This window comes from Buttiauxella cochleicola (assembly GCF_021282435.1).
Lineage (GTDB): Bacteria > Pseudomonadota > Gammaproteobacteria > Enterobacterales > Enterobacteriaceae > Buttiauxella > Buttiauxella massiliensis.
Genome location: NZ_JAJSOT010000006.1, coordinates 25,904 through 51,776, shown reverse-complemented (window position 1 = coordinate 51,776; position 25,873 = coordinate 25,904). Strand labels below are relative to the sequence as shown.

The following is a 25,873-nucleotide window of genomic DNA, read 5'->3' as shown; positions in this document are numbered from 1 at the left end:
TATTCGAAAATTAAAGCTTCGGCCCTGCGCTTACAAGGGCTGCACCCGCTGGAGTGTCGGTATATTTCTCGAAGTTCTCGATAAACAACTTAGCCAGCTGCTCCGATTTTTCCTGCCACTGTTCTGGTGATGCGTACGTTTTACGCGGATCCAGAATATTGGCTTCCACACCTGCCAGTGCTGTTGGAACAGCAAGACCAAAGATTGGCAGCGTGAAGGTTTCGGTATCGTCCAGAGAACCATTGAGAATAGCGTCGATAATCGCGCGCGTGTCTTTAATGGAGATACGCTTACCTGTGCCATTCCAGCCAGTGTTAACCAGATAGGCCTGTGCACCTGCCGCCTGCATGCGTTTCACCAGCACTTCTGCGTATTGTGTCGGGTGCAGCGATAAGAATGCAGCGCCAAAACAGGAAGAGAAAGTTGGAGTCGGTTCAGTAATGCCACGCTCGGTACCCGCAAGTTTGGCGGTAAAGCCAGACAGGAAGTGATACTGGGTTTGGTTGGCAGTCAGGCGCGAAACAGGTGGCAATACACCAAAAGCATCAGCCGTCAGGAAGATAACTTTCTTGGCATGCCCGGCTTTCGAAACCGGCTGAACGATGTTTTCAATATGGTAAATCGGGTAAGAAACTCGGGTGTTCTCGGTTTTCGAACCATCGTCAAAATCAATTGAACCATCGGCACGTACCGTTACGTTTTCCAGCAGCGCATCACGACGAATCGCATTATAAATTTCTGGCTCTGCTTCCTGGGATAAACGAATCGTTTTTGCGTAGCAACCGCCTTCGAAGTTGAACACGCCGTCATCATCCCATCCGTGTTCGTCATCACCAATCAGGCGGCGTTTCGGATCGGTAGAAAGCGTTGTTTTGCCTGTGCCAGAAAGGCCAAAGAACACAGCAACATCGCCTTTTTCACCGACGTTTGCCGAACAGTGCATTGAAGCGATGCCTTTTAGCGGCAGCAGGTAGTTCATGATCGAGAACATCCCTTTCTTCATTTCGCCGCCGTACCAGGTGCCGCCAATCAGCTGCACGCGCTCGGTGAGGTTAAACGCGATGAAGTTTTCAGAGTTCAAACCCTGCTCTTTCCATTGTGGGTTGGTGCACTTGGCGCCATTCATTACCACAAAATCTGCTTCGAATGTTTCAAGCTCTTCTTCGGTTGGACGGATGAACATGTTCTTAACGAAGTGAGCCTGCCAGGCCACTTCGGTAATAAAACGCACCGACAGACGGGTGTCTGCATTCGCACCGCAGTAAGCATCAATAATAAAGAGACGTTTGCCAGAGAGTTGTGTAGTAACCAGACCTTTCAGATGCTGCCAGGTTTCTTCACTTAGCGGTTTATTGTCGTTTTTACCTTTGCCATTATCTGCCCACCACAGGGTGTCGCGGGTGGTGTCGTCACGGACGATGTATTTATCTTTTGGGGAACGGCCGGTAAATATGCCGGTATCTACGGCTATTGCACCGAGATTGGTTTCTATGCCGCGCTCAAAACCTTCCAGATTGGGGTTGAGTTCTTCGTGATACAGAGTGTCGTAATCGGGGTTGTAAACCACTTCACTTGCGTCATGAATTCCATAAGCCTTGAGATCTTGCGGGGTTATGCCTTTAACTCGCATTTCACTGCTCCTTAGCCAATTTGTACTGCCTGAGATTGTAGGGTTGTTTATTGGTTGTTAACCGCGACACCTATCATAGATTTGAGCATCCACTCGAATCCATATATACCCTTCGCCCTTCAAAATGCGGGGGGGTGTTGGCTGCTCTCATTTACCCGAATCACTTACTTGAGTAAGCTCCTCGGGATTCATTCGATTGCCGCCTACCTGCATTTTGAATAGCTTGGGTATAGCGGAAAACGCTGTGAAGCGAGTCACAACGGGGTGAGAGTATGGCAGGAAATGCTAATACGGCAGGGAAAATATTCTGAATATGTTAAAAAATAGTGCGATTAACGGACGAGGTGTGATTAAGCACTCAATTCTATGAAACGGAGATTTGCCCTTCCACAAACGGAAGGGCAGAAGGCATTAATGCACTTGCGGATCGGCTGGGGATGCGTTGTTGCGGATCTCTGCAATGTCCATGGCGTTGAACACATAGTGATTACCGCAGTAATCACAGTTCATGTCGATTTCGCCTTCTTCTGCAATGATGCTATTCACTTCTTCATCCGGCAGAGTTCTTAGTGCATCGGCACAGCGTTCGCGTGAACAAGTACACTTAAATTCAACGTCTTGCGGATCGTAAAGTGTCACTTCTTCTTCGTGGTACAAACGCCACAGCACGTCATTAGCTGGCAGGGTCAACAACTCTTCAGCCTTGATGGTTTCAGTCAGTGCCGCCAGGTGGTTGAAGTCGTCAGCCTGCGCATCTTGCGCTGGCAGAACTTGCAGCAACATGCCGCCCGCAGCTGGTTTGCCTTCAACATCACCAGTACGGATAAACAGACGCGTTGGTAACTGCTCGGAACGTAAGAAGTAATCTTCCAGACATGCCGCCAGAGTATCACCTTCAAGCCCAACAACACCCTGGTAACGCTCTCCTTGAGCCGGGGTGATAGTAATGACCAGATAGCCATTCCCAACCAACGTTTTCAGATCCGCATCGGCAGGGATATCACCTTTAAAACGCGCAACACCACGCATTTGCTGGTTATTGTTGCCGTTAATCACTGCAAGGGTCATTGGGCCATCACCCTGCAATTGCACAGTAATATCACCATCAAACTTCAGCGTTGCAGTCAGTAGACTGGTTGCGACCAGCAATTCACCAAGAATGGTTTTTACCGGGGCTGGGTAATCATGGTTTTGCATGATTTGCTGCCAGGTGTCTGAAACCGTTACCAGTTCACCGCGAACGGCAAAGTTTTCAAACAGGTAACGATGTAGTTGGTCGTGTTGGGTCATAATTTTCTCTCATTCGGATGACATCTTTTATTCGTTGCCACCGTGTTTAAATTTCATCAAATCACGACGCTCTTTTTTATCCGGGCGTCGGTCGGGGTGGGGCATGGTCAGCGCGTTCATTTTGCGTGCCAGCGCTACTTTTTCCCGCTTAGTGATACTTTCTGCTGTCTCTTCATAAAGCTGCGAGGCATCGGTGGCCGGGCGGCGCTGTTCAGTTAGCGCCAGCACTTTAACGGTTTTTTCGTCATTGCCCTGACGTAGCGTCAGCATGGCATTCAGCTCAACGATTTTACTCGGTTTGCTGCGTTGCCCGTTGTAATGCACCTTACCGCCTTCAACCATTTCCCGGGCAATAGCACGCGTTTTATAAAAACGTGCAGCCCACAGCCATTTGTCGAGACGCACACCTTCAGACGATTTTTCTTTCATCACGACTCCTTAGATATCAACTTCGGGAGTAGTCGGCGATAGTCGTTCAATGCCGGATGGTGCTGATAAGTTTTGTCAGCCTGGCCAGAATCGGGATTGGTCACGCCCAGGCAATAACGAATACCAAACTTCGCGGCGGAATCCAGAATAGCTTCGCTATCGTCAATAAATAGCGTTCTGGCGGGTTCCAGCCCGGTATGCTCGGCAACGGCTTGCCACAACCGCTGATCTTCTTTCGGATAACCAAATGTGTGGGTGGAAAGCAATAAATCAAGGTGCTGAGCTAAACCAGTGTGCTCAAGTTTGACAGCCAGATTATGTGGGTGAGCATTCGTCAGTAAAATACGACGTTTGCCACAGGATTTTAGGGCATCAAGAAACGGGACCGTATCTTCACGTATCACCGCGTTTGGCCCCTGAGCTGTAGTCATGGCACAAATGTCCAGGCCAAGACGCTCACTCCAGAAATCCAGGCAGTACCAGTTTAGCGTATGTTGTACGGCGTGATATTCGCGGGCGATCAACTGATGGGCTTCATCCAGTGGAATGTTCCTTTGCTCACTGACTGTTTCTGGCACCAATTTTTGCCAGAAGTGGCTATCGAACGCGAGATCCAGCAATGTGCCGTCCATATCGAGCAATACGGTATCGACATCCTGCCAGGCAATATCAATATGCATAGGTTCGGACCTGATTAGAGGAAACTGCGCGACAGGTTAGCACAACCTGCCGCGTGACGTTTAGAACAGCGGGCGTACAGCGGAGATCGTGGTTAACGATGGATTTATACAGTTATCGTAGTACTGCTGGATTTGCGCCAGGCGATTGCGGCTGCGGCGATAGCGGCGAATCGCCAGCACGCCGTTAATGAGCAGACAGGCAATCATGCCGATAAGCAACAGTGTAGTACTGATGTAGCGCCACATGCTGCTGCTATCTGGGATTTTATGCAGGGTGATGTGCTGCGTACCGTTAGCATCCTGGTAGATGCCGGTAATAATGCCCTCGGCACTAAACGGTGTTTTAAGCAGCATATCTGCCAGGCGTTGGAATTCACTCCACTGCTCCTGGGCCGGAATGTCATACAACGGAACCGGTGGCAAAGGCTGGTCTACGAGATCACTTCCTTCATCGCTAATAATCACATATCCAGCAGGAGCAGGACTGTTCAGAGACTGTGCTGCGCGTGCTGTTTCACGAATAAAGAACGGCGCTGTCGAGGTGGTGACCAGGTTATCTAGTGACTCGGCACTGACCGGTCGCAGCAGAACATTTACGCCAGTGAGTTTTCCTGAATCTGCCTTCTTAGTCAGCGTATCCCAATCCTTGGTATTACCCAGATTGACCAGCGCATTTTTCAGGCGCACACATTCATCTTCTGCGGTACATAGTGCCTGTGTTTTCAGCACAATACCGGCGAAATCATCCAACAACACCATGCCTGATTTCTGAATAGCGCTGCGTAGCTGCGGGTTAACTTTTGAATCATCACTGGTTTGCGGATGAATTTGCCCACTCACCGCCTGAGTTAGTGCTGTGGCTTTATCCATAATATCGGATTCAGGCAACGGCAACGCCTGTGCGTTATTCCAGATGATTTGCGAACAGTCGAAGGGGGTAAACGGATAAGATTGTCGATTGGTATAATTACTAGGCGTGTGGATATTGCACATGCCAGTACCGTTTACTTTCAACGTATCACCAACACGAAGCGTCGTTTTATCGAGGTCAGCTACGGTGGTCGCTTCTATAGTTTGCGCGCCTTTTAGCTTGGAGATACTCAGTTTTAAAGGCATCTCCAGCGGCACCCAAATTGTCAGCATGATTAAAACGGCCAGGCTTCCAATGGCAATCACCAGATTGCGAACCCAATGCTGAATAGGGAAGTTGCGTACTTCGTCATGCAGTGACAGGAATCGACCCTGGCGAATAACATGCCTGTCGAGATAAATATCAATATCGGTTTTTTGCCCCAGGTCCTGAGCAACATAAGGTTGCCAGTGCGCAGGGTAGATCAGATCAATTATCCCCAAAGAGATATTGTTAACCTGATCCTGATTCGATTCCCCAAAAAGCCCCCAGCGCTTAGGTGTCCCACGTAAACAGTGGACCTCACGCAGCGCATTCTTTGCCGGAGGCGCAAATAGGCCCCAAAGGCTCGCAGCCAGTAGCATAAATGCACCACCGACTAACCACGGCAACACAACTGCAGGCGTAACCAGGCACAAAAACAGCATTACAAAGGCGACACAAATAAGAATGGCTTCGCGTAACCCATCGGGGCGGCTCAGTGCATACTCTTCGGGCGTTTCCTGGCGGATATTGAGCAGCTCTATCTGTTCGCTTTCTTCGCCACGAATAGAGGCCTGACTATGAGGAGTTTGTTCCAGTGCAAAACCACGATTTTCGCTGCTGTAGTCGATAAGGGTGTGCCCGTTAAGGGAGATAACCAACGGCATGGTTTCAGTACGAATCAACTCAACGTAGTTATCGTTAGTAATGTACTGTTCCCAGAATGGCGGAAGATGTACCTCTACTGAATCAAGGTAATAGCGCCACTTATTCGGGTCGTCAGTTGATAAGCCATAGCGGGTGATGGAGCGTGTGAGAGCAAGTGCTGTGTTGCTCAGGGAATTTAATACTAGTTTTGTCGGTGCAGCACTGGCACCTGAAGGCCCCACGATATCCTGCGTGCGGTCTAATGATTCAATATAGTTTTCAACGGCGCTGCGTTCGTCTGTGGTCAACTTGCGCGAAGTTGCACCGCTAAACGATTGGGCTTGTGAAGCACGAGCGCGTAAACGCAGGCTGCGCCAGATAAGCCACCCCGCAATTAAGATGCAGGCCAGCATAGCAGCTAAAAGAAGTAATAAGGTGCTCATGCCTTCCCCATCAAACACTCGTTTTCTTATTAAAACGCAGCAAGTTGCACCCTTTACAGCATCTGGGTGTAAAAAACGTTATCGGCAGGTACGGCCTCAATCTTGAGGCATTTTTGTATGTATAGCCTGCTGTAACATAATGTTAGCAAAGCGACTTTACGAGAAATATCAGCAAATTCCTATTTCATTTGTCGTCTATTGACACGTGACGGAGGTCTTGAAAAATCACCTAAAGTTGCAAAAATGTAAATAATAACTAATGTCCGTTGCGTGAGATATGTGGCATAACGCACAATGGAGCACCTGTATTTACTGTTAGCCCTGCAACGATGAGCAAACCATTACAAAAACCGACCATTTTACATGTTGAAACAGTGGCTCGTTCACGGCTGTTTAATGTCGAAACGGTGGACCTGGAGTTCAGCAACGGTGTGCGCCGAGTCTATGAGCGCATGCGCCCATCTGCCCGCGAAGCTGTAATGATAGTCCCTATCGTTGATAACCATTTGATTTTGATTCGCGAATACGCGGTTGGCACGGAATCATATGAACTTGGCTTCTCTAAAGGGTTAATTGACCCGGGCGAGACGGTCTTTGAAGCAGCGAACCGCGAGTTGAAAGAAGAGGTTGGCTTCGGAGCTAATCAGCTGACATTTTTGAAAAAATTGACGATGGCACCATCCTATTTCTCCAGCAAAATGAACATCGTGATTGCTGAAAATCTCTATCCAGAATCTCTGGAAGGTGATGAGCCAGAAGAACTACCGCAAGTGCTTTGGCCGATAGAATCAATGCTTGATCTGCTTAACGAGGAAGATTTTAGCGAAGCGCGGAATGTGAGTGCGCTTTTCCTCGTGCGTGAATGGTTGAAAGAGCAGGGGCGTTTGTAACTTTTCTCTTAAAGCCCGTTTCAAGGTGAAACGGGCTTTATCACTACCTAGAACAGCTCGTGGGTCTCGCCGTTATCAATTATCGTAGTCCCGACTTCATGCACAGCCTGCTGCGTCGGTTGGGTACCTTCAATAAAGAATTCAGGACGGCTATTCCCGCCATTGGCAAGTTGCCCGGTGCTGCGATCGATATTGACCGTAACAATGCCCGGTGGCGGCGTTAACGGCTCTTCCGGAACACCTTCCAGTGCGGCTTTCATAAACTCATCCCAGGCTGGTTGAGCACTCTTCGCCCCACCTTCATAACCTGAGATTTGATCTTTAATCGCACCTGATGCTGATGTACGTCCAAGATCGCGACGATGATCATCAAAGCCAATCCAGACAGAAGTCACCACGCCCGGTCCGTAGCCTGAGAACCATGCATCTTTCGAACTGTTTGTCGTACCGGTTTTGCCGCCGATATCATTGCGTTTCAAATCACGCCCTGCACGCCAGCCAGTACCTTGCCAACCTGGTTCGCCATAGATGTTTGAGTTCAACGCACTCTTAATCAGGAAAGCCAGTGGGGTGTTGATAACATGTGGCGCGTATTCAGGCGGGCTGCTCTGCGCAACCAACTCGTTATTCGCTTGTTCAAGCTTCGGCATCGGAACGCTAACATTCTGTTTTTCCTCAGACTGCGCTACGTCTTCTACATTCTGATTTTCCAGCACGTTAGACTTCTGCGTTTCACCATAAATCACCGGGATATCACAATCCGGGCAAGCTACTTTCGGCTTCGCTTCAAAGATTGTGCCACCGATTTCATTCTCAATTTTAGAGATGTAATACGGGTCAACCAGGAAGCCACCGTTAGCCATCACCGAGTAACCACGCGCGACTTGCATTGGTGTGAAGGATGCCGAGCCTAATGCCAGCGATTCGGTATGCACGATGTTTTGCGCAGGGAAGCCAAAGCGTTGCAGGTATTCAGCCGCATAATCCACGCCCATAGCGCGCATCGCACGCACCATTACCACGTTTTTCGACTGACCAAGACCCTGACGCAATCTTATTGGTCCGGCATATTCTGGCGGGGAGTTTTTCGGTCGCCAGTCGGAACCCGCACCAGCATCCCAGCGGGAAATTGGCACATCATTGAGCACGCTCGCCAGCGTCAAACCTTTATCCATTGCCGCTGTGTAGAGGAATGGTTTGATGTTGGAGCCAACCTGACGTAATGCCTGCGTTGCGCGGTTGAACTTGCTCTGGTTGAAATCAAAGCCACCGACGAGTGCGACTACAGCACCATCATGTGGGTTGATGGAAACCAGGGCGGAGTTCACATCCGGGACTTGTCCAAGCCACCAATTATCATCGACTTTACGCACCCATATTTGCTGCCCGGATTGCACCACATCGGTCACTTTTCGTGGCGTTGGGCCCTGTGCAGTATCTGAACGATAAGGGCGCGCCCAGCGCATACCGTCCATATTGATGGAAACGGCGCTGCCATCCGCCAACAATGCGGTAGCTTCATTCGGTGATGCTTCTGTAATCACAGCAGGGAAAAGCGGGCCGTAGGTCGGTAGATTCTTTAGCGAATCGACAATCTTCGTTTTGTCCCACGGTGTTTCACCTACTTTCCACAACACGTTTGATGGGCCGCGATAGCCGTGGCGCATGTCATAGGCCATTACGTTGTTACGTACGGCTTGTTGCGCGGCTTCCTGCGTTTTGCGAGTGATGGTGGTGTAAACCTTATAACCATCTTCATAGGCCTTCTCACCATACTTAGCAACCATGTCCTGGCGGACTAACTCAGACAGGTAAGGTGAGGAGAACGCGATTTCCGGTGCGTGGTAGTTCGCATCTATTGGCTGATTCCGCGCTTCATCGTATTGCGCCTGAGTGATGTAGTTCTCACTCAACATACGTGATAACACCACATTACGACGGGAAGTTGCACGATCAAGCGAGTAAAGCGGGTTAAAGGTTGACGGTGCCTTTGGCAAACCGGCAATAACCGCTATTTCACTCAGGCTCAATTCATCAACTGACTTACCAAAATAGACTTGTGCTGCAGCACCCACGCCATAAGCGCGGTAACCGAGATAAATCTTGTTGAGGTACAGTTCTAGGATTTCGTCTTTGGTCAGCAACTGCTCAATACGAATTGCCAGGAACACTTCTTTTATCTTACGCGTCAGCGTGCGTTCAGGACTTAAGAAGAAGTTACGTGCCAACTGTTGGGTGATAGTACTTGCGCCCTGCGATGCATGACCAGAAAACAGTGCCACGCTGGCGGCACGGAAGATCCCAACCGGATCGACACCGTGGTGTTCGTAAAAACGGCTGTCTTCAGTCGCAATAAATGCTTTCACCATCACCGGCGGAATTTGATCGAGCGTAACCGGAATACGGCGCTTTTCACCGTATTGCGCGATTAACTCGCCATCAGCTGTATAAACCTGCATTGGAATTTGCAGTCGCACATCTTTCAGCGTGGCGACATCAGGCAACTGCGGCTCAATAAATTTGTAGAGCCCGAAGATCGAGCCTGCTCCCAGCAGAATGCAACATACTGCAAGGATGAATAAATACTTTACGAACTTCACCTTAAATTTCCCATTACGTTTCCATTGGGCAGTTTATAAACAACCGCGCGGTAGTATAAAGGCAAGCCAGTGGCATTGGTATGGCATTTTCCGTAACCGGCGATAAGGAGATCGTAAACATGGTATTCACAACCTGGCAAATTGGCATGGATATTCAACGCGAAAGCATTCGTGTTGTGGCTGTTCAGCGCCAACGGCAAGGGTGGCAACTTCGGCATTGGTGGCAATTGCCATTGCCTGAAGGCACCTTCAGCGATGGGCTAATAATGAATACTGAAGCGCTGACTAAAGCACTGGTGGAGTGGCGAAAAGAGTTACCTCTACGTCACCAGATACGCATCTCTTTTCCTGTGTCACGGACATTACAACGCCCGGTCCCGGCTCCCGATAAACGTTTGTCTGAACCAGCAAGAGAAGCTTATATCGCCTCAGCAACTGCCCGTCAGTTGCAAATGACATCGGCTCAATTGTGTTGGGATTATTTACCGTCACAAGATGTTGCTGACCCACATTTGATAGTAGCTGCGCGCCAGACAGATGTTGCTGCGTTGCTCAAAAGTCTGGCCGCGATAAGGCTCTATCCCACGACACTAACCCCCGGAGCCAGCGCATTGCCGGCACTCGTTTCTCCGTGTCGTCTGGAGAAATATCAGTACCTGGTTCATCAAGAACAGGGCCATTGGCTGTGGGCTTCTACCGAGCCTGTGCCACGTTGGGGATGGAGTGATACCAACGCGGTGCCAACAATTTTCGACTTGTGTCAGCAATTAAAAACCGAGCCTGAGTTGGTTGCATTGAGCCTTGCGCAATCGTCACCAGTACCGGCGAAGATTTTATCTTTGGATGCCTGGCGAGCATTTTCCCGTTTACAGCCACCATTACCGCGTAATGGCGCTGAGTTTACGGTCGCGATAGCGCTGGCGATAGGTAGAGTATTCAGCTGATGCGCCTGATTAATTTACTACCCTGGCGTCAGATACAGCGCCAGCAACGTGTACGCCGCTGGAGCCTGTTATTCAGCCTGATTTTGGTGCTTGTGCCGTTGCTTGTAATGGGCGCGCTGCAGTTCACCGTATGGGAAATTCGCCTACAGCAGGCACGAAACGACCACCTGACAAGCATGCAATCAGCATTGCAGCATCTCTATCAGCAGCGGCTGGTTTTACAAAAGCAGAACCAAGAAATACTGCGTTTGCAGCGCATTCGTGAAGAGCAGCAAAAAGCTATTCGGATTTGGGAAAAACGTTTGATCCATATCGCTAGCTTTATGCCAGGTGGGGCCTGGCTGTCTTCCCTAACACTGCAAAAAGGGCAATTGATAGTAAAGGGACGCACCAACCTTCTTGAAGATTTACAGGGGCTGGAAAAGGAACTTGCTCATCTTGAAGGTGTTTCTACAGTTCGGACAGGTGCGGTCCAGCGCGAAGCACAGGGCGGTTTTGGTTTTGTTTTCACCTTAACGATATCTGAGGTGGCAAATGCCCTGGTTAATTGAACGCTGGCTGAGTGGGCCAGGCTGGAGGCGTGTGGCGATGATTGTCGTCGTAACGGGCTTAGTCAGCGTTGTTGCCTGGGTGAGTTTGATACGGCCACATCATTCTCATTTTTCTCAGCTGGAAGTGGACAACAAGCAGACAACTCAACGCATTGCTGAGTTGCAACGCAAAGTCCTTCAAGTTTCACCCTCTGAACTGCACATGCGTCCATCTAATTTACGGGTATTTTCTGTGGCGGAGTTCGTTGGGGAATCAAGGGGGAAGTTGCTGAAGTGGCAGCCTGAAAATAAGGAGGGAACACTGGAAATTCTTTTGCCATGGGAAGAGCTACCGGGTTTATTTACCAGGCTTGCAGAATATCGAGTGGTATCGGGGCACTCTTTCACCATTACTGAACAAGGTGACTTACTCAAGTTTGTGATAAAAATGGAGTTTTCAGATGGAGCGTAACATTTTTTGGGTAGGATTCATGGTCATTTCAACCGTGAGTGCGATGCCTCCAAACCCCTTTCAGCAGCATATTTCTCCTTGTGAAAAACTGACCGTGCAACTGGCGGCCTGGGTATTACAGGGAGTAATCAGTTCGCCCACTGCGAATACTGCGCTGATGCTCAGTCCACAAGGTATCGGGCAGCGAATCAAAGTTGATAAAGAGCTATTTCCCGATGTTCGCATTGAAAATGTCGGGATGGGGTATGTGGTGGCGAGGGTTAATCCTGCCTGCAAACCCTCTTCTTATCGTTGGGAAATAAAAGGAAAAACATATGCCATGGATGCGGGTATTTCTTCTGGTGTTGGCTCTGCCTCTCTCCAGCCAGGCTGGTAAAGGTATTTCTCTGGTCCTCGATAACGCGCCGGTAACCCAGGTTTTGCAGGCATTAGCTGAAAACCAAAACGTTAACCTTATGGTTGCTCCTGGCGTGGATGGAGTTCTTTCGCTTAACTTGATTGACGTACCGTGGAAGCAAGCATTTGAATTGGTATTGAATAGTGCGGAGCTTAGCCAGCAGCGTGAAGGAAATGTAATACAGATTTTTCCGAAGGCTCGCTTACGTGAGCAACAAGCGCAAGCGATGGAGCAACGAAAACAGCAGGCACTTGATCAACCGATGTTCTACCAGGTCTTCACTCCTCATCATGCCGATGTTGAAGATTTATCGACATCACTAAAATCTGGTGGAAATAAGTTATTGAGTGCTCAGGGTAATATCACGGCTGACAAACGCACTAACCGGCTGATTGTGCGTGATAATAAGACAGTGCTCAAACAGATTGCTGACTGGGTGAAAGAAATGGATTTGCCAATCGGGCAAGTAGAAATTTCAGCCCATATCGTCACTATTAACCAGGATAAGTTACGTGAACTTGGCGTGAAGTGGTCTACTGCCGAGCAAAAAGGGGAAAGTAAGCTTCATCAGACCACAGGTTTTTCAGCCGATCTTTCCGTCAAGAACGCTACTACAAAGGTCGGTTTTAATATCTCTCGAATAGATGGCCGACTGTTGGAGCTTGAATTGTCTGCTCTGGAACAACAGCAACAGCTTGAAATCATTGCCAGCCCGCGCCTGATGGCGGCACATCAACAGCCTGCCAGCATCAAGCAAGGTACGGAGATCCCTTATCAGGTATCCAGTGGCGAGAGCGGGGCAACTGCAATCGAGTTTAAAGAAGCTGTTCTGGGGATGGAAGTGACGCCCACTATTCAGTCAGATGGCAATATTCGTCTAAAATTGCGCATCAGCCAGAACATGCCTGGCCGTAGCATTCAGCAATCTGATGGCGAAGTTCTGGCGATTGACAAGCAAGAAATTGAAACTGTTGTTGCGGTGAAAAATGGCGAAACCCTTGCCCTTGGTGGGATCTTCCAGCAACACAACACTGACAGTAGCGACAGCGTCCCTTTGCTTGGCTCAATACCTATTGTGGGCAGCCTGTTTCGCCATGATGCAAAAAATCATCAACGCCGTGAATTAGTGGTATTTATTACCCCTCGACTTATCCCTGTTTCGTAGCGTTTTCTTTCCTCATCGTGCAGTTTTTCTTTGAAACGTTGCCCAGGTGTTTGACGGCAGAGAGGAATTAGCTTACAAGGTGTACCGTTTCGAGAGGCTGGTTGCTCAAGTCTTGTGACAGATAACCCCGATTTATGCATTTTCTTCTTCATAAGAAGGCTGGGGAATATAATCGGTTGCCAAACCACCTTGAGTATTGAGATAATTTTCAGTCTGACTCTCGCACTATCGCTTATGAGGTTTCAGTTCATGTCCCGCTGCACCTGGTTGTAACAGGGCGGGTTTATCATCAACGAATTGTCTTAGTAGTACCGAAAAAATGGCAGAGAAACGCAATATCTTTCTGGTTGGGCCTATGGGTGCCGGCAAAAGCACTATTGGGCGTCAGTTAGCTCAGCAACTCAATATGGAATTTTTCGATTCTGATCAAGAGATTGAGAAACGTACCGGAGCTGATGTGGGCTGGGTATTCGACGTTGAAGGCGAAGACGGCTTCCGCGATCGCGAAGAAAAAATCATCAACGAACTCACTGAAAAACAGGGCATTGTGCTGGCAACTGGCGGCGGTTCTGTAAAATCTCGTGAGACCCGTAACCGTCTCTCAGCCCGTGGAGTTGTGGTGTATCTTGAAACCACAATTGAAAAACAGCTCGCTCGTACGCAGCGTGATAAAAAACGCCCACTACTGCAAGTTGAGACTCCACCGCGTGAAGTTCTTGAAGCCTTAGCTCAGGAACGCAATCCTCTTTATGAAGAGATTGCTGATGTGACGATTCGCACTGACGACCAAAGTGCCAAAGTGGTTGCTAACCAGATTATTAATATGTTGGAAAGCAACTGATTCTGGCTTAATCGAAAAAAACGCCTGCGGGCTAAGCAACATCAAGGTGGACTTCGCGTTATGGAGAGGTTAACAGTCACTCTCGGGGAACGTAGTTACCCTATCACCATTGCTGCTGGGTTATTTAGTGACTCGGCATCTTTTGGGCCGCTGAAAGCTGGCGACCAGACGATGCTGGTGACCAATGAAACCCTGGCGCCGCTCTACCTGGATAAGGTGCGTGGCGTGCTGGAGCAAGCGGGCGTTAAAGTCGATTCCGTCATCCTTCCGGATGGCGAACAATTTAAGAGTCTCGCTGTATTAGACACTGTCTTTACTGCGTTGCTTGAAAAGCCACATGGTCGTGATACGACACTCATTGCCCTGGGCGGTGGTGTCGTCGGTGACCTGACTGGCTTTGCCGCGGCGAGTTATCAACGCGGCGTGCGCTTTATTCAAGTTCCAACCACTTTGCTTTCGCAAGTGGACTCTTCTGTTGGCGGTAAAACAGCCGTTAACCACCCCCTCGGTAAAAATATGATTGGTGCGTTCTACCAACCTGCTTCGGTAGTGGTGGATCTCGACTGTCTAAATACTTTACCTGCTCGGGAGTTGGCATCTGGTCTGGCAGAAGTCATTAAGTACGGAATTATTCTCGACGGCGATTTCTTTAACTGGCTTGAAGAAAACCTGGATGCATTGCTTGCGCTGGATGGTAAAGCAATGGCCTGGTGTATTCGTCGTTGTTGTGAGCTGAAAGCAGAAGTTGTTGCCGCTGACGAGCGCGAAAGTGGCTTACGTGCTTTACTGAATTTGGGCCACACCTTTGGTCACGCTATAGAAGCAGAAATGGGCTATGGCAATTGGCTACACGGTGAAGCTGTTTCCGCAGGTATGGTTATGGCGGCACGAACAGCTCAGCGTTTAGGGAACTTCAGTGAGGCAGATGTGCAGCGCGTTATTAAATTGCTGCAACGTGCCGGGCTGCCAGTTACTGGGCCGAAAGAAATGTCTGCTGCCGCGTATATGCCCCACATGATGCGTGACAAAAAAGTTTTGGCTGGTGAGCTGCGCTTAGTGCTGCCGCTGGCAATCGGGAAGAGTGAAATGCGTGGCGGAGTTCCACACGATATCGTTTTGTCCGCCATTGCTGATTGTCAGCAGGCTTAATTATTAGAAATTTCGGTCGCTGAAGTCAGGCGATTTTTAACTTCGGGCGATGTGCTGACTTTGAATTGCTGGCACAAGCCTTTGAGTGGGGTGTTAAATGGATGAATTTAAACCGGAAGACGAGCTGAAACCCGATCCCAGCGATCGTCGTTCAGGCCGTAACCGTAAATCTGATGAGCGCGATAATGAGCCGCAAATCAATGTCGATGATGTTGAATTAGACTCTGATGAGCCTCGTCCAGCGCGTACCCGTCGTGCTCGTGATGAAGAAGAGTATGAAAACGACGATGATCTGCAAGTTGATGCAGAAGAACGTCGCCCGGCGCGTACCCGCAAAAAATCCGCTAAACAGAAAGTTCCGGTCTCCCGCCAGCACCTGATGATGGGCATTGGTATTCTTGTACTGTTGCTGCTAATCATCGGAATTGGTTCGGCCCTGAAGGCCCCTTCTACTGATACTGAAACAGCGAATAACAATCCGAACGCTGAAAAGAATATCGACTTGTCCGGCGCTGCTGCTGACCAGGCTAATGGCGCACAACCGCAGCCAGGCAACACCTCTGCTGCTAATCAGACCGAAACCGCAGGTAACCCGCAAGAAGTGACTCTTCCTGCAATTTCTTCAACGCCGTCTGATGCGCAAACTCAACCTGCGCCACAGGGACAACAGCGTGTTGAAGTTCCGGGCGACCTGAATAATGCACTGACTCAACAGTCCGGCCAGATTGACAATGCAGTTAATAGCTCAACATTGCCAACAGCACCGGCTACTGTTGCGGCAGTTGCGGGTGCAACTACAGCTCCACGTGCGGTAGTGAAATCAGAGCCAGAGAAACAAGCAGCTCCGCGTCAGGAACGTAAAACTGTCGTGATTGAGTCCCAGCACAAGGCTCAGCCTGTAAAACAACCAGCGGTGAAAGCGGAACCAAAACCGGTAGCTACGGCAAAACGTAGTGAGCCTGTTACAGCTCCTGCGCCAACAGCGACTGCACCAGCTAAAGCACCAGTCAGTGCTGCGGCACCTAAAGCTGCTGCTACTCAAACTGCAGCAGCCCCGGTAACGAAAGCCGCAGAAGCTGCTCCTGCAACGGCCGCCACTGGCGCTGTCGCGGGTGATGCAGGTGCAATCAAAGGTGCTCCGGGAAGCCATTATACCTTGCAGCTCAGCTCCTCTTCTAACTCAGCAAACCTGAATGCCTGGGCGAAGAAAGAGAACCTGCAGCACTATATGGTTTACCAGACTGTGCGAAATGGTCAGCCGTGGTATGTGTTGGTTAGCGGTATTTATGCCAACAAAGATGAGGCAAAACGTGCCGTTGCAACATTACCAGCCGATGTGCAGGCCAAGAACCCATGGGCAAAACCTATCCATCAGGTTCAGTCTGATCTGAAGTGATGAACAAGCGCAGCCGCTGTTGGAACCTTTCCACAGCAGGAAAAGGTGTAAATAGTTAGGCAGCATGAAAAAAAATCGCGCTTTTCTGAAATGGGCGGGGGGGAAATACCCCCTGCTCGAAGACATTAAAAAGTATCTGCCGAAAGGTGATTGTCTGATTGAGCCGTTTGTTGGTGCCGGCTCAGTCTTTCTGAATACTGAATACTCTCGTTATATCCTCGCAGATATTAATAGCGATCTGATTAACCTCTATAACATCGTCAAAACCCGCACGGATGAGTATGTTCAGGAGTCCCGTAAACTCTTTACTGCCGAGCAAAACGATGAGCAGGCGTTCTATCTCAATCGTACCGAATTTAACCAGTGCAAAGATGAGTTTCGTCGTGCATTGCTGTTTTTATATCTGAACCGCCATTGTTACAACGGCCTGTGTCGTTATAACCTACGTGGTGAATTCAATGTCCCGTTTGGCCGTTACATCAAACCCTACTTTCCTGAAGAAGAGTTGTATCATTTTGCCGAACGAGCACAAAACGCCATATTCTTGTGTCAGTCGTACGATGTCAGCATGGCAAATGTCAGTGCGGGATCTGTTGTTTATTGCGACCCTCCCTACGCGCCTTTGTCTGCAACGGCTAATTTTACGGCGTATCACACCGATAGCTTTAACGCTGTGCAGCAGCAACATCTCGCGCAGTTAGCCGAAAATTTGCAAGGAAATCGCATTCCGGTGCTGATTTCTAACCATGATACGGAACTCACCCGGTTGTGGTATCACCAGGCAAAACTGCATGTCGTGCAGGTGCGTCGCAGCATTAGCCGGAATGGTGGAACACGTAACAAGGTGGACGAACTGCTGGCGCTGTATAAAGTCAGTGCCTAAGACGTTTCGTCCGCGGTCTTTTTTGATTTGCTATTGGAGAAGCGGATGAAACAGTTTTTGATTGCCCCCTCAATCCTCTCAGCCGATTTTGCCCGCCTGGGTGAAGACACGGCTGCGGTGCTGGCTGCAGGTGCGGATGTCGTCCATTTCGATGTTATGGATAACCATTACGTTCCTAATCTCACCATTGGTCCTATGGTGTTAAAAGCGCTGCGTGATTACGGTATTACTGCCCCTATTGATGTGCATCTGATGGTGAAGCCTGTTGATCGCATTATTCCGGATTTCGCCGCGGCCGGTGCCAACATCATTACCTTCCACCCGGAAGCGTCAGAGCATGTTGACCGTTCCCTGCAACTGATCAAAGAGCACGGCTGTAAAGCAGGCCTGGTGCTTAACCCAGCAACGTCGCTGAGTTGGCTTGATCACGTCATGGACAAACTCGATGTCATTTTGCTGATGTCTGTTAACCCAGGTTTTGGCGGACAATCATTTATTCCACATACGCTGGAAAAACTGCGTCAGGTACGTGAGCGCATTGATGCTTCTGGCTATGACATTCGCCTGGAAGTGGATGGTGGCGTGAAAGTAGACAATATTGCTGAAATTGCTGCGGCAGGTGCTGATATGTTTGTTGCCGGTTCGGCGATTTTCAATCAGCCAGATTACAAAGCCGTTATTGATCGTATGCGTAGTGAGTTAGCAAAGGTAAGTCATGGATAAGTTAAGTAAAATTCGCGGTATCGCCTTTGATTTAGACGGTACACTGGTCGACACAGCATTGGGTCTGACGCAGGCAATGGATCAGGCGCTTTATGCGCTGGAGTTGCCGACCGCGGGTGAAGACAAAGTTGAAAAGTGGATCGGCAACGGTGCTGATGTGCTGGTTAAGCGCGCATTGACCTGGGCGCTGAAAGGTGAAGAGCCTGAAGCCGATCGATGCAGCATTGCTCGTAAACTGTTTGACGCCTACTATGCGCAAACAGCAGAAGAGGGCAGCTTCTTGTTCCCGGAAGTCGCTAATACGTTGGCTGTTTTGGCCGAAAAAGGCTTGCCGATGGGGCTGGTAACTAACAAGCCGACACCGTTTGTATTACCGATGCTCGAAAGATTGGGCATTGCGCAATACTTCAAAGTCATTATTGGTGGCGATGATGTGGAAAACAAAAAACCGCATCCCGAAGCGCTGCATAAAGTGATGGAAGAGTTGAATCTTAGCGCGGAAGAACTGCTTTTTGTTGGTGACTCCCGCAACGATATTCTTGCGGCTCAAGCGGCTGGATGCTGTTCCATTGGCCTGACTTACGGTTATAACTATGGTGAGTCCATCGAGTTGAGCAAACCCGATTACGTGTTTGACCATTTCAACGATTTACTGCCCGCATTAGGGCTCTCTAACAAAGAACATCAGGAATAAGAACATGAGTAAGCCCATCGTCTTTAGTGGCGCGCAGCCATCAGGTGAATTGACCATTGGTAACTACATGGGTGCGCTGCGTCAGTGGGTCAACATGCAAGATGATTACCACTGCATTTACTGCATCGTTGACCTACACGCGATCACCGCGCGTCAGGATGCAACGCAATTGCGTAGCCGGACACTCGATACGTTAGCTCTGTACTTGGCTTGTGGTATCGACCCGGCTAAAAGCACCATCTTTGTACAGTCTCACGTGCCAGAACATGCACAGTTGGGCTGGGCTCTGAACTGCTACACCTATTTTGGTGAGCTGAGCCGTATGACTCAGTTTAAAGACAAGTCTTCTCGTTATTCTGAAAACATTAATGCCGGCCTGTTTGATTACCCGGTATTGATGGCAGCAGATATTTTGCTGTACCAGACCAATCTGGTGCCGGTTGGTGACGATCAAAAACAACACCTGGAACTGAGTCGTGATATCGCAGCACGTTTCAATGCGCTGTATGGCGACGTGTTTAAAGTGCCTGAGCCGTTTATTCCTAAATCAGGCGCGCGCGTGATGTCTCTGCTTGAGCCGACCAAGAAAATGTCTAAATCAGATGATAACCGTAATAACGTTATCGGCCTGTTGGAAGACCCGAAATCGGTCGTGAAGAAAATCAAACGCGCGGTAACTGACTCGGACGAGCCACCTGTTGTGCGTTACGATCCGGTGAATAAAGCAGGGGTTTCCAATATGTTGGATATTCTTTCTGCTGTTACTGGTAAGCCTATCCCTGAACTTGAGCAGCAGTTCGAAGGCAAAATGTATGGCCACCTGAAAGGTGAAGTTGCTGATGCCGTATCTGGTATGTTGACTGAATTGCAGGAGCGTTATCACAATTTCCGTAATGATGAAGCTTATTTGCAGCAAGTGATGAAAGAGGGTGCTGAAAAAGCGCGTTCACAAGCCAGCGTTACACTGAAGAAAGTCTATGAAGTGATTGGGTTTGTCGCACAGCCTTAATGACTTATGGCTCGTATACTCTCTTAATGGGGAGCATATCGTAGCTGTCTAATAATAAAGAAACCGCCCTTATATTCGGGCGGTTTTTTTAATTTTTGCTTCTGAACTATTATTGTGGAGATGCTGGGCCGCAGCCGCCAATAATTTTTGAAATAGAAATTGCTGGGTGCAGTAAATAATCATAACCACAAGATTTATCTTTGTTCTCAATGTGACCTGTACAACCAGACAACAGAGCCAGGACAGCTAGTGCAGAAGCAGCTTTTACGAACTTGTTCATTGATATTCCCTATCATTAATTATTTGTATACCCGTCATACTTCACGCTGCATATGCGTTGGCTGCGTTTACCTATCCGAATCACTTACCAGGGTAAGCTCATCGGGATTCGCGCACTTGCCGCCTTTGTGCAACTCGAATTGTTTTTGGTATATGTAATGACCTTTCAAAAAGGTGGTTAATTATAGGGTTTACTAATGGTATTACTAAGTCTGAAATCAGACACGTTATTGCATGAAATAAATATTGCTTATGATGATTGGTAAATTAATTAACTGCTTATAAACAAAAAGGCTTGGCGAGAATACTCGGGCAAGCCTTTTTGTTATCTTAAATAAAAATTAATGATTCGAGAACCAGTTCAACTTATCGCGCAATGCAACAACTCGGCCGACAATAATTAAGGCCGGGCTTTCAACCTGCGTCGATAATTCACCAAGCTCACTTAATATTCCGCTGACCACGCGTTGTTTAACCGCAGTACCATTTTCAACTAACGCTACAGGCATTTCCGCGGACATACCGTATTGAATCAGTTTCTCCTGGATAGCAGGAGCCTGGTTTAAGCCCATATAGAACACCAGCGTCTGTTTTTCTGCAGCCAGGTTTTCCCAGTCCAACTCGCCACCTGTTTTCAGGTGGCCGGTAATGAGACGTACGCTTTGCGCATAATCGCGGTGAGTTAGCGGAATGCCGGAATAAGCTGAACAGCCCGACGCGGCAGTAATTCCTGGTACGACGGAGAACGGAATGCCGCCATCGCACAGGGTTTCTAACTCTTCGCCACCGCGCCCAAAGATAAACGGGTCACCGCCTTTCAGACGCACCACGCGTTTACCGCTTTGCGCTTCACGCAGCAGAATCTGGTTAATCTCTTCTTGCGGGACGCAGTGATAACCCGCGCGTTTACCAACGAATATGCGGTCGGCATCACGGCGCACCAGGTTCATGATATCGTCGGAAACCAGGCGGTCATAAACCACCACATCGGCCTGCTGGATTTGCTGTAGCCCTTTGAGTGTCAAAAGCCCTGCATCTCCTGGGCCTGCGCCGACTAAAACAACTTCACCACGATGATCTAAAGGCGTGGCAAACATCGACTCAGTTTCTTTATCGACGGCTTGCTTGTCTTCGTTTGCCAGATATTGTGCCAGCCGGTCGTTAGTGAAGAATTTTTCCCAGAAGCGGCGACGCTCGGCCATAGTTTTGAAATTCGCTTTTACCCGGCCACGCAGCGTCCCGGCATAAGAGGCAATTTTCCCCAAATGTAGCGGCAGAATGGCTTCGAGTTTTTCACGCAGCAGGCGGGCAAGAACTGGGGAGGTGCCGCCGGACGAAACAGCTACCATCAGCGGTGAACGGTCGATAATCGACGGCATAATAAAGCTGGCTTGTTTTGGGGCATCGACGACATTACAGAAAATACGACGGGATTCGCACGATTCGCTGACTTGCTGATTCACCACATCGTTGTCTGTTGCGGCGATGGCCAGCCAACAAACATCGAGCAGTGCGGCGTCGAACTCACCCTGAACAAGGGTAATCATGCCCTGTTCCGCCCACACATGAAATTGCGGAGAAAAATCCAGGGCATTTACAGTGACTCGTGCACCTGCCTCCATCAACAAACGCGCTTTACGTTCTGCAACATCGCCACCACCGACCAGGAGACAGGCACGACCTTGCAATTGACAAAATATAGGCAGGTGATCCACGTTCAATCCTCAAAAGAAATTAGTTGCGGGCAGTCTCCGGCGCGGCGACTTGCGCAGGCTGGGGACGCTCGGCTTTCGGAGTAGCATACCAATAACCCAGACCCATGAATACTACGCCAGAAAGGGTATTCCCGAGCGTTACCCACAGCAGGTTGTGGCCGATTCCCGCCATAGTATATGCATCGCTGTGATGACCAAACCAGGACAGAGCAAACAGCGTCATGTTGGCGATGGAGTGTTCATAGCCGGAAGCGATAAATGCCAGCAGGCACCACCAGATAGCAATGAATTTAGCAGCACCTTCAGTACGGACAGCCATCCAGATTGCCAGGCAAACCAACCAGTTACACAACGCACCTTTAAAGAACAGCACCATGGCTGGAGCGGAGGTTTTTGCCAGCGCCGCAGTGTGAACCAGGCTAGTATCTAACGGCAGCAGGCTACCTCCGCCCCATTTGTACAGCAGGGCAACAAACACGGAGCCAATCAGATTACCTAGCCAGGTTTGCGGCAAAATGCCCCACATTTGACCATGGGAAATGGTGCCTGCTTTAACACCAAAAGTTAGGAACATGGTATGACCGGTGAATAATTCAGAACCGGCGATGATAACCAGTGTCAGGGCGATACCAAAGGTCGCTCCCATCACTAGTGGGCGCAAAGATGGCTCGACCAGGTTACCGAGGGTGAATATTAGAATGATCCCAAGGCCCACATATGCACCAGCCATTGCGGAGCTGATCCAGAAACCAAGCGGGTTGTTTTGCGACAATCGGGCAATGCGAGCGGCATTCGCCGCACATTTATTAATGGTATCGGTGAACATTTTTGTTATCCCAACAAATTGAAAGAAAAAGAGAATCTAAAAAATCGCAGAGGGAAGCGTTTTACGTCTTCCGCTCTACGATGAAGCCTCAAGGGCTTGTTTTAAGCTTTAATCTGAACCTGGCCGTCCTGAACGCGCGCCGGGTAGTGCGCAATCGAGCGGCTCTCGTCTTCCATGCACAATCCATCTCGCAGTCTGAAATGCTGCTTTTTCAACGGACTGGCGACCCAAAGTTCACCCTGGTGTTCGGCGATAAGGCCACGAGATAACACGCTCGCTTCGAAGAACGGGTCAATGTTGTTGATGGCGAAAACCTGGTCGTCATTACGTGGGCGGAAAATTGCAATTTGCTCATTACCTACCAACGCGCAAACACCGGTAGCAGGCAGGATGTCGTTTAACTGGCAAACAGTAGTCCACTGGCTCATACATTTTCCTCCACTTCTTCTACCAGGGTGACCGGGATACGCTCGTAAGATGTCGCCGGGCGATGTTGCTCACGTTCAGGCACGATTTGCACGTTCGGGTCGCGCACCGGGCTGTTGATGAAGTGCTTGAAGCGAACCTGAGCTTCCGGGGTATTCACCGTTTCAGTCCACTCGCAAATCACTTTCTCGCGCAGGCGCTCTAACTCAGCTTCAAGCTGATCGTTCAGGCCCAGTTTGTCTTCGATGATGACTTGTTTCAGATACTCAATGCCGCCTTCCAGGCTGTCGAGCCATGGTGCGGTACGGGTCAGTTTGTCGGCGGTACGGATGTAGAACATCATGAAACGATCGAGGTACTTGATCAGCGTTTCACGGTCTAAATCAGCGGCCAGCAAATCAGCGTGGCGTGGTTTCATACCACCGTTACCGCAGACATACAGGTTCCAGCCTTTCTCGGTGGCGATAATCCCCACGTCTTTACCCTGTGCTTCCGCACACTCACGGGTACAACCGGACACGCCAAACTTCATTTTGTGCGGGGTACGAATACCTTTGTAGCGATTTTCCAGCTCAACGCCGAAACCAACGCTATCGCCAACGCCGTAGCGGCACCAGGTGCTGCCGACACAGGTTTTAGCCATACGCAGTGCTTTCGCATACGCGTGGCCAGTTTCAAAACCGGCTTCAATCAGCTGACGCCAGATCTCTGGTAAATCATCTTTTTGCGCACCAAACAGGCCGATACGCTGGGAACCGGTGATTTTGGTGTAGAGATTGAATTCGCGTGCGATACGGCCCACTTCCATCAGACCTTCTGGCGTAATTTCCCCGCCAGCGGAACGTGGAATGACTGAGTAAGTCCCGTCTTTCTGGATGTTGCCCAAGAAGTTGTCGTTGGTATCCTGAAGCGGTGTGTGTTGTGGTGCCAGCACATAGTCGTTCCAGCAAGAAGCCAGCAGAGAACCGACGGTCGGTTTACAGACTTCGCAGCCGTAACCTTTGCCGTACTTTTGCAATAGCTCGTCGAAGGATTTAATTCCTTCAACGCGTATCAGGTGATAAAGCTCCTGGCGTGAAAACGCGAAGTGTTCACACAGATTGTGATTCACTTCGATGCCTTGTTTGCTCAGCTCAGCATTCAACACTTGAGTGATCAATGGGATGCAGCCACCACAGCCGGTGCCGGCTTTGGTTTCTGCTTTCAATGCCGCGACAGTATGGCAGCCGTTATTGATGGCTTTAACCAGATGCCCTTTGGTGACATCAAAGCAGGAACAGATTTGCGCGCTGTCCGGGAGTTTATCAACACCAATTGCTGGCTTACCGGAACTGGCATGTGCAGGCAGAATCAGCGCATCAGGGTTTTCCGGCAATTCGATATTATTGAGAACCAGTTGCAGCAGGTTGCCGTAATCGCTGGTGTCGCCCACCAGAACCGCGCCGAGCAGGGTTTTGTTGTCGGCACTAACAATCAGGCGCTTATAAACTTCTTTGCTTTCGTCGAGATAAACATAGCTGCGGCAATCAGGGGTGCGACCATGCGCATCACCAATCCCGCCAACGTCCACGCCGAGTAGTTTCAGCTTGGCGCTCATATCTGCGCCTTCGAAGGCATTTTCTGAGCCGAGCAGGTGGTCAGCGGTAACCTGCGCCATTTTGTAGCCAGGTGCAACCAGGCCAAATGTGCGGTTGTTCCAGCTCGCGCATTCCCCGATGGCGTAAATGTCCGGGTCAGAAGTCTGGCAGGTATCGTTGACCGCAATGCCGCCGCGTTGACCAGTTGCCAGGCCGCACTGGGTAGCCAGTTTATCGCGAGGGCGGATACCGGTTGAGAAGACGATAAAGTCGACTTCCAGATCCGTACCGTCGGCAAAGCGCATGGTTTTACGCGCCTGCGTGCCTTCCTGGACGATTTCCTGGGTGTTTTTGCTGGTATGAACGCGCACGCCCATGCTTTCGATTTTATTGCGCAGTTGCTCGCCGCCCATGCGGTCGAGTTGCTCGGCCATTAACATTGGTGCGAATTCGATAACGTGCGTTTCAACGCCGAGGTTTTTCAGCGCGCCTGCGGCTTCAAGGCCCAGCAGACCACCACCGACCACGGCACCGCGCTTGCTGCGGCGGGCACAGGCTTCGATAGCGTTCAAATCTTCGATAGTGCGGTAGACGAAACAGTCTTGTGTTTCAGAACCTTTAATCGGTGGGATCCACGGGTAAGAACCGGTCGCCATGACCAGTTTGTCGTAATACACGGTACGGCCAGTATTCGAGTGAATGACTTTTTCCTGGCGGTTAATGGTGATGGCGCGTTCGCCGACCAGCACTTTTACACCGTGCTTCTCGTAGAAGCCGTCACGTACCAGGGATAATTCTTCAGCGGTATGATGGGAAAAATAGGAAGACAGGTGCACGCGATCGTAGGCTTTGCGCGGCTCTTCACAGAAAACAGTAATGTCGAATTGGCCTGGCTGGGCTTTATCAAGTAAGTCCTCGATAAAGCGATGGCCGACCATGCCATTACCGATGATTGCGATTTTGACTTTGCTCATAATTGCCTCAATTTCTTTTCTATTACTGCCTACCTTAACGATTCAGCAATGGCGATTATTGATACAAATCAAATACACCTTTATATACCTCTTAATAGGTATATTGCTGATTTTAGTGGGTTTTTCTAAGTTGCGGAAATGTTTAGCTATTC

24 protein-coding genes are annotated in these 25,873 nt (G+C 49.6%); 13 read left to right on the top strand and 11 right to left on the bottom strand.

From position 1 onward, the window contains the following. Window positions 1–10 precede the first annotated feature (10 nt). The 5 genes from pckA to LVQ77_RS14810 all read right to left on the bottom strand — a co-directional run bounded on the left by pckA (window position 11) and on the right by LVQ77_RS14810 (window position 6,231). Window positions 11–1,630 (bottom strand): phosphoenolpyruvate carboxykinase (ATP), encoded by a 1,620-nt coding sequence (pckA, locus tag LVQ77_RS14830; RefSeq protein ID WP_232863797.1) that lies wholly within the window; start codon window positions 1,628–1,630, stop codon window positions 11–13. A 411-nt stretch (window positions 1,631–2,041) separates the two neighbouring features. Next, the gene (gene hslO, locus LVQ77_RS14825; RefSeq protein WP_232863795.1) at window positions 2,042–2,920 is read right to left on the bottom strand and encodes an Hsp33 family molecular chaperone HslO; all 879 of its coding nucleotides are present in this window, start codon (window positions 2,918–2,920) and stop codon (window positions 2,042–2,044) included. A gap of 27 nt (window positions 2,921–2,947) precedes the next feature. Then, window positions 2,948–3,349, bottom strand: coding sequence for a ribosome-associated heat shock protein Hsp15 (hslR, locus tag LVQ77_RS14820; RefSeq protein WP_064514338.1), 402 nt, complete (start codon window positions 3,347–3,349; stop codon window positions 2,948–2,950). Beyond that, on the bottom strand, window positions 3,349–4,029 hold the full coding sequence (yrfG, locus tag LVQ77_RS14815; RefSeq protein ID WP_151993670.1) for a GMP/IMP nucleotidase: 681 nt from the start codon (window positions 4,027–4,029) through the stop codon (window positions 3,349–3,351). Before yrfG ends, hslR begins: the two co-directional genes overlap by 1 nt. Window positions 4,030–4,089: 60 nt before the next feature. Next, window positions 4,090–6,231, bottom strand: coding sequence for an intracellular growth attenuator family protein (locus tag LVQ77_RS14810; protein ID WP_232863794.1), 2,142 nt, complete (start codon window positions 6,229–6,231; stop codon window positions 4,090–4,092). A 329-nt stretch (window positions 6,232–6,560) separates the two neighbouring features. On the opposite strand from LVQ77_RS14810, the gene nudE reads away from it, so the two are divergent. Further along, the gene (gene nudE / locus LVQ77_RS14805) at window positions 6,561–7,121 is read left to right on the top strand and encodes an ADP compounds hydrolase NudE (RefSeq protein WP_134185664.1); all 561 of its coding nucleotides are present in this window, start codon (window positions 6,561–6,563) and stop codon (window positions 7,119–7,121) included. 47 nt (window positions 7,122–7,168) lie between these two features. Here nudE and mrcA read toward each other — a convergent pair whose 3' ends face one another. After that, window positions 7,169–9,721, bottom strand: coding sequence for a peptidoglycan glycosyltransferase/peptidoglycan DD-transpeptidase MrcA (gene mrcA / locus LVQ77_RS14800; protein WP_232904787.1), 2,553 nt, complete (start codon window positions 9,719–9,721; stop codon window positions 7,169–7,171). An 80-nt stretch (window positions 9,722–9,801) separates the two neighbouring features. On the opposite strand from mrcA, the gene pilM reads away from it, so the two are divergent. The 12 genes from pilM to trpS all read left to right on the top strand — a co-directional run bounded on the left by pilM (window position 9,802) and on the right by trpS (window position 19,924). Next, window positions 9,802–10,665, top strand: a complete 864-nt coding sequence (gene pilM / locus LVQ77_RS14795; protein WP_232904786.1) for a type IV pilus biogenesis protein PilM — start codon at window positions 9,802–9,804, stop codon at window positions 10,663–10,665. After that, the gene (locus LVQ77_RS14790) at window positions 10,665–11,216 is read left to right on the top strand and encodes a PilN domain-containing protein (RefSeq protein ID WP_232863790.1); all 552 of its coding nucleotides are present in this window, start codon (window positions 10,665–10,667) and stop codon (window positions 11,214–11,216) included. Before pilM ends, LVQ77_RS14790 begins: the two co-directional genes overlap by 1 nt. Window positions 11,217–11,253: 37 nt before the next feature. Beyond that, on the top strand, window positions 11,254–11,667 hold the full coding sequence (locus LVQ77_RS14785) for a HofO family protein (protein ID WP_232863789.1): 414 nt from the start codon (window positions 11,254–11,256) through the stop codon (window positions 11,665–11,667). After that, on the top strand, window positions 11,657–12,043 hold the full coding sequence (locus tag LVQ77_RS14780) for a hypothetical protein (RefSeq protein ID WP_232863788.1): 387 nt from the start codon (window positions 11,657–11,659) through the stop codon (window positions 12,041–12,043). The genes LVQ77_RS14785 and LVQ77_RS14780 overlap by 11 nt, the downstream gene beginning before the upstream one ends. Next, a complete protein-coding gene (gene hofQ / locus LVQ77_RS14775) occupies window positions 11,982–13,229 on the top strand; it encodes a DNA uptake porin HofQ (protein ID WP_370645047.1) in 1,248 nt (415 codons plus the stop codon). Before LVQ77_RS14780 ends, hofQ begins: the two co-directional genes overlap by 62 nt. A gap of 319 nt (window positions 13,230–13,548) precedes the next feature. After that, on the top strand, window positions 13,549–14,070 hold the full coding sequence (aroK, locus tag LVQ77_RS14770; protein ID WP_034460280.1) for a shikimate kinase AroK: 522 nt from the start codon (window positions 13,549–13,551) through the stop codon (window positions 14,068–14,070). A 60-nt stretch (window positions 14,071–14,130) separates the two neighbouring features. Continuing rightward, on the top strand, window positions 14,131–15,219 hold the full coding sequence (gene aroB, locus LVQ77_RS14765) for a 3-dehydroquinate synthase (RefSeq protein WP_034460277.1): 1,089 nt from the start codon (window positions 14,131–14,133) through the stop codon (window positions 15,217–15,219). Between the two features lie 97 nt (window positions 15,220–15,316). Continuing rightward, on the top strand, window positions 15,317–16,615 hold the full coding sequence (gene damX / locus LVQ77_RS14760) for a cell division protein DamX (RefSeq protein ID WP_232863786.1): 1,299 nt from the start codon (window positions 15,317–15,319) through the stop codon (window positions 16,613–16,615). 64 nt (window positions 16,616–16,679) lie between these two features. Beyond that, entirely contained in the window at window positions 16,680–17,498 is an 819-nt protein-coding gene (gene dam / locus LVQ77_RS14755) for an adenine-specific DNA-methyltransferase (protein WP_232863785.1), read from the top strand. Window positions 17,499–17,543: 45 nt separating this feature from the next. Then, window positions 17,544–18,221, top strand: a complete 678-nt coding sequence (gene rpe, locus LVQ77_RS14750; RefSeq protein ID WP_232904785.1) for a ribulose-phosphate 3-epimerase — start codon at window positions 17,544–17,546, stop codon at window positions 18,219–18,221. After that, window positions 18,214–18,915 (top strand): phosphoglycolate phosphatase, encoded by a 702-nt coding sequence (locus LVQ77_RS14745; RefSeq protein ID WP_232863783.1) that lies wholly within the window; start codon window positions 18,214–18,216, stop codon window positions 18,913–18,915. The genes rpe and LVQ77_RS14745 overlap by 8 nt, the downstream gene beginning before the upstream one ends. A 4-nt stretch (window positions 18,916–18,919) precedes the next feature. Next, window positions 18,920–19,924 carry a tryptophan--tRNA ligase gene (gene trpS, locus LVQ77_RS14740; RefSeq protein WP_232904784.1) on the top strand — a complete coding sequence of 335 codons (1,005 nt, stop codon included), beginning with the start codon at window positions 18,920–18,922 and terminating at the stop codon, window positions 19,922–19,924. Between the two features lie 109 nt (window positions 19,925–20,033). Here the strand turns inward: trpS and LVQ77_RS14735 are convergent, their stop codons facing one another. From LVQ77_RS14735 to nirB, 5 genes are all read right to left on the bottom strand, one after another. Next, window positions 20,034–20,204: a DUF4223 family protein gene (locus tag LVQ77_RS14735; protein ID WP_151993657.1), complete on the bottom strand. Its 171-nt coding sequence runs from the start codon at window positions 20,202–20,204 to the stop codon at window positions 20,034–20,036. Between the two features lie 340 nt (window positions 20,205–20,544). Next, window positions 20,545–21,918: a siroheme synthase CysG gene (gene cysG, locus LVQ77_RS14730; protein WP_232904783.1), complete on the bottom strand. Its 1,374-nt coding sequence runs from the start codon at window positions 21,916–21,918 to the stop codon at window positions 20,545–20,547. Between the two features lie 19 nt (window positions 21,919–21,937). After that, window positions 21,938–22,744: a nitrite transporter NirC gene (gene nirC / locus LVQ77_RS14725; protein ID WP_232904781.1), complete on the bottom strand. Its 807-nt coding sequence runs from the start codon at window positions 22,742–22,744 to the stop codon at window positions 21,938–21,940. 101 nt (window positions 22,745–22,845) lie between these two features. Beyond that, entirely contained in the window at window positions 22,846–23,172 is a 327-nt protein-coding gene (gene nirD, locus LVQ77_RS14720) for a nitrite reductase small subunit NirD (RefSeq protein ID WP_064514301.1), read from the bottom strand. Then, entirely contained in the window at window positions 23,169–25,721 is a 2,553-nt protein-coding gene (nirB, locus tag LVQ77_RS14715) for a nitrite reductase large subunit NirB (protein WP_232904779.1), read from the bottom strand. Before nirB ends, nirD begins: the two co-directional genes overlap by 4 nt. Window positions 25,722–25,873 lie beyond the last annotated feature (152 nt).